This window comes from Kitasatospora sp. NPDC048722 (assembly GCF_040650235.1).
In the GTDB taxonomy this organism is placed as follows: domain Bacteria; phylum Actinomycetota; class Actinomycetes; order Streptomycetales; family Streptomycetaceae; genus Kitasatospora.
The window spans coordinates 1-5,048 of record NZ_JBEZGX010000133.1; the positions used below are offsets into that span (position 1 = coordinate 1).

Annotated in this window: 1 protein-coding gene; it reads right to left on the reverse strand. The window is 75.3% G+C overall.

Annotation, left to right across the window (positions count from 1 at the left end):
• Positions 1 to 5,048 (reverse strand): amino acid adenylation domain-containing protein (locus AB0C76_RS40990; RefSeq protein WP_359975782.1); only part of this gene is annotated, 5,048 nt, incomplete at both ends.

Genomic DNA, 5,048 nt, shown 5'->3' on the forward strand with positions numbered 1-5,048 from the left:
CGCTCGTCCTGGGTCAGGACGTCGATGTCGTCGACCCGGATCGACGGGTCGGCCGCGACGGTCTCCAGCACGGTGACGAGCCGCGCGCCCAGCGCTTGGGCCGTCGCCCGGTCGAACAGGTCGACGGCGTACTCGACGCTGCCCGCCAGCCCCTCCTCCGACTCCGCGAGCTGGAAGGTCAGGTCGAACTTGGCCGCGTCGAACGTCGCCTCGTACGGCGCCGCCCGCAGCCCCGCGAGGTCGAGCGTCGCCGCCCCCGTGTTCTGGAACGCGAGCATGACCTGGAACAGCGGGTGCCGGGCCATCGAGCGCTCGGGGTTGAGGATCTCGACGAGGCGCTCGAACGGGACGTCCTGGTTGGCGTACGCCGCGAGGTCCGTCTCGCGTACGCGGCGCAGCAGTTCGCGGAAGGTCGGCCGCCCCGACAGGTCGTTGCGCAGGACGAGCGTGTTGACGAAGAAGCCGACGAGGTCGTCGAGTGCTTCGTCCGTCCGTCCGGCGGTGACGCTGCCGAGCGGGACGTCCTCGCCGCCGCCGAGGCGGTGCAGCAGCGTGGCGAGCGCCGCCTGGGCGACCATGAAGAGGCTGGTGCCCGTCTCCTTGGCCAGCGCCGCGAGTTGACCGTGAACCGAAGAAGGGACGGTGAACGTGACGGTGTCCCCGCGGTAGCTCATCCGGGCAGGGCGGGGGCGGTCGGTGGGCAGCGGGAGTTCCTCGGGCAGGCCGGCCAGGGCCGTGCGCCAGTAGTCGACCTGCCGGTTGAGCTCGCCGGCCGGGTCGTTCTCGTCGCCGAGGACCTCGGCCTGCCAGAGCGTGTAGTCGGCGTACTGGACCGGCAGCGGGGTGAACTCCGGTGCGCTGCCGCCCAGGCGGGCCGCGTACGCCACCGACAGGTCGCGGGCCAGCGGCGCCATCGACCAGCCGTCCGCCGCGATGTGGTGGACGACGACCAGCAGCACGTGCTCCTCGTCCGAGACCGTGAAGAGTCCAGCTCGCACCGGCAGTTCGCGCGCCAGGTCGAAGCCGCGCCCGGCCTCCGCCGCGGCCGCCTCGGCGCTGTACGGCGCGTGGAGCAGCTCCGGTCGGGCCGCGTCGGCGGGCAGGATCAGCTGCTGCGGCCTCCCGTCGGCGTCGGGGAAGACGGTCCGCAGGCTCTCGTGCCGCGCGGTGACGTCGGCGAGCGCGTCGGCCAGGGCGTCGGCCGAGACCGGCCCGGTGAGCCGGACGGCGATCGGCAGGTTGTAGGTCGCGCCGGGGCCCTCGAAGCGGTCGAGGAACCAGAGCCGTCGCTGGGCGGCGGACAGCGGCACGGGCTCGGGCCGTGCCCGGGCGGTCAGCGCCGGGCGGGTGCTCGCGGCGTCGCCGAGGCGCTCGGCGAGCGCGGCCGGGGTCGGCGCCTCGAACAGGGTGCGGACGGGGAGTTCGGCGCCGAGTCGGGCGCGGACCCGGCCGGCGACCCGTACCGCGAGCAGCGAGTGGCCGCCGAGGTCGAAGAAGCCGTCGTCGATCGAGACGCTCTCCAGCCCGAGGACCTCGGCGTAGATCGCGCACAGCACCTTCTCCTGCGCGGTGCGCGGCGCCCGGCCGCTGCCGGCGGCGCGCGGGCCGGGGGCCGGCAGGGCGGCGCGGTCGAGCTTGCCGTTGACGGTGCGCGGGAGGCGGTCGAGCGGGACGATCGCGGACGGGACCATGTAGTCGGGCAGCCGTTCGCCGAGCACCCGGCGCAACTCCTCGGCGGCGGGTACGGCGCGCCCGGCGGCGGGGACGGCGTAGCCGACCAGCTCGCGGATGCCGGGGCGGTCCTCGCGGACGACGACGGCCGCGACGGCGACGTCGGGGTGGGCCTCGATGGCGGCGGTGACCTCGCCGAGCTCGATCCGGAAGCCGCGCACCTTGACCTGGTCGTCGGCCCGGCCGAGGCAGTCGAGGCGGCCGTCGCGGGTCCAGCGGGCGAGGTCGCCGGTGCGGTACATGCGCGAGCCGGCCGGACCGTAGGGGTCGGCGGTGAAGCGCTCGGCGGTGAGGCCGGGGCGGCCGAGGTAACCGCGGGCGAGGCCGGCCCCGGCGAGGTACAGCTCGCCCGGCACGCCCGGGGCGACCGGGCGCAGCGCCGCGTCCAGGACGTACGCCCGGTAGTTGTCGAGCGGGCGGCCGATCAGCACCCGGCCGGCGTCGGTGATGCGCTGGCCGACGGCATCGACGGTGGTCTCGGTGGGCCCGTACAGGTTGTAGGTCACCACGCCGTCGATCCCGGCGAGTTCGGCGCGCAGGGCCTCGCCGAGCGCCTCGCCGCCGAGGGCGACGACCAGCGGGCGGGCGGATTCGTCGGTGGTGAGGCCGAGTTCGTGGAGCTGCTGGTAGTGGCCGGGGGTGGTGTCGAAGTGGTCGATGCCGCCGACCCGGCGGGCGTAGGCGGCGAGCGCGGCCGGGTCGTGGCGGGCCTCGTCGTCGATCAGGTGCAGCTCGTGGCCGCGCAGCAGCCACAGCAGCGGGTCGATCGCGGCGTCGAAGGAGAACGACGCGGCCAGCGCGGCCTTGAGCCGGCGCCCGCCGGTCGAGGCGATCTCACGGGCGTAGAGGCGCTCGAAGTGGTCGTGGTAGAGGTTGACGACGCTGCGGTGCTGCACGATGACGCCCTTGGGGCGGCCGGTGGAGCCGGAGGTGTAGATGACGTACGCGGCGTTGTCGGGGCGCGGGGCGCCGGAGCGCTCGGCGGCGGTGAGCGGGGCTCCGGACCACCGGGCGTCGTCCCGGACGGCCAGCACCTCGGAGGGGTCGGCGAGTTCGGCGACCGGGCGGGCGTCGTCGGTCATGTAGGCGATGCGGTCGGCCGGGTAGTCGCGGTCGACCGGCAGGTAGACGGCGCCCGCCTTCATGACCGCGAGCAGCGCGACGATGTGCTCGGCGCAGCGCGGCAGCCGCACGGCGACGACCTGCTCGGGCCGGACGCCGTGGGCGACCAGCCGGCGGGCCAGCCGGTTGGCCCAGGCGTCGAGTTCGGCGAAGGTGAGCGCGGTGTCCCGGAAGACCAGGGCGGTGGCGTCGGGGGTGCGGGCGGCGGCCGCCTCGAAGAGGCCGGGGACGGTGCCGGTGGGGTGGTCGCTCGCGGTGTCGTTCCACTCGACGAGGACGCGCCGGCGCTCGTCCTCGGTGAGCAGGTCGAGAGCGGAGAGCCGCCGGTCCGGGTCCGCGACCAGTGCGGCCAGCAGCCGCACGAAGCGGTCGGCGAGGTCCTGGGCGGTCTCCCGGTCGAACAGGTCGGTGGCGTACTCGACGCCGCCCGCGAGGCCGTCCGGCGTGCCGTCGGCGGTGAACCGCTCGGCGAGCACGAGGGACAGGTCGAAGTTGGACATCCGCAGGCCGACCGGCTGGGACGTCGTGCGCAGCCCGTCCAGGTCGAGGCTCGCCTCGGCGGTGTTCTGGAAGGAGAGCATGACCTGGAACAGCGGGTGGCGGGCCAGCGAGCGGCCGGGGTTGAGGATCTCGACGAGCTGCTCGAACGGGACGTCCTGGTGGGCGTAGGCGGCCAGCGAGGCCTCGCGGACGCGGTCCAGCAGCTCGCGGAAGGTCGGGTCGCCGGAGGTGTCGGTGCGCAGCACCAGGGTGTTGACGAAGAAGCCCACGAGCTCGTCGAGCGCCTGGTCGGTGCGGCCGGCCACCGGGGTGCCGAGCGGGACGTCCTCGCCCGCGCCGAGGCGGGTGAGCAGGGCGGCGAGCGCGGCCTGGGCGGCCATGAAGACGCTCGCGCGGTGGCCCTGGGCGAGGACGGCGAGCGCGCGGTGGACGTCCGCGGGCACGGTGAGCTCGACGGTGCCGCCGCGGTGGCTCATCTCGGGCGGGCGGGGACGGTCGGTGGGGAGGGCGAGCTCCTCGGGCAGGCCGGCCAGGGTGGTGCGCCAGTGCTCGATCTGGCGGGCGAGCTCGCCGCCGGGCCCCTGCTTGCCGCCTTGCAGCTCGGTCTCGTCGCCGAGCACCTCCTGGCGCCACAGCGTGTAGTCGGCGTACTGGACGGGCAGCGGCTGCCAGTCCGGCGCGGTGCCGCCGCGGCGGGCGCGGTAGGCGGTGGAGAGGTCGCGCGCGAGCGGGGCCATCGACCAGCCGTCGGCCGCGATGTGGTGGATCACGAGCAGCAGCACGTACTCGGTGCCGTCGAGGGCGAACAGGCGGGCGCGGAGCGGGATCTCGCGGGTGAGGTCGAAGTCCCGGGCGGCGGTGGCGGCGAGCGCCCGGGGCAGCTCCTCCTCGGTGACGCCGACGACCGGGACGGCCGGTGCGGCCTCGGCGGGGGCGAGGACGTGCTGGCGGGGGTCGCCGTCGGTGTCCGGGAAGACGGTCCGCAGGCTCTCGTGCCGGGCGACGACGTCGGCGAGGGCCGCGCGCAGCGCCGGGACGTGCAGCTCGCCGGAGATCCGGATCGCCATCGGCAGGTTGTAGGTGCCGCCCGCGTCCTCGAACCGGCCGAGGAACCAGAGCCGCCGCTGGGCGGGGGAGAGCGGGACGGCGGCGGGCCGGGGGCGGGCGGTGAGCGCCTGCCGGGCACGGTCGGCGCCGCCGACCCGCTCGGCGAGGGCGGCCACGGTCGGCGCCTCGAACAGGGCCCGGACGGGCAGTTCGACGTCGAGCTCGGCGCGGATCCGGCTGATCAGGCGGGTGGCGAGCAGTGAGTGGCCGCCGAGGGCGAAGAAGTCGTCGTCGGCGCCGACGTCGGGCAGTCCGAGGACTTCGGCGAAGAGGGTGGCGAGGAGCTTCTCGCGTTCGGTGGCCGGGGCGCGGCCGGGTGTGCGGTCGGCGAAGTCGGGGGCGGGGAGGGCCTTGCGGTCGAGCTTGCCGTTGGTGTTCAGCGGCAGGGCGTCGAGGGTGACGATCGTGGCCGGGACCATGTAGTCGGGCAGGTCGGCGGCGATGTGGGCCAGCAGGGTGGCCGGGTCCGGGGCCGCCCCGGCGGCGGGGACGACGTAGCCGACCAGTAGTTTGACGCCGGGGCGGTCCTCGCGGACGACGACGGCGGCGCGGGTGACGCTGTCGTGTTTCGTCAGTACGGACTCGAT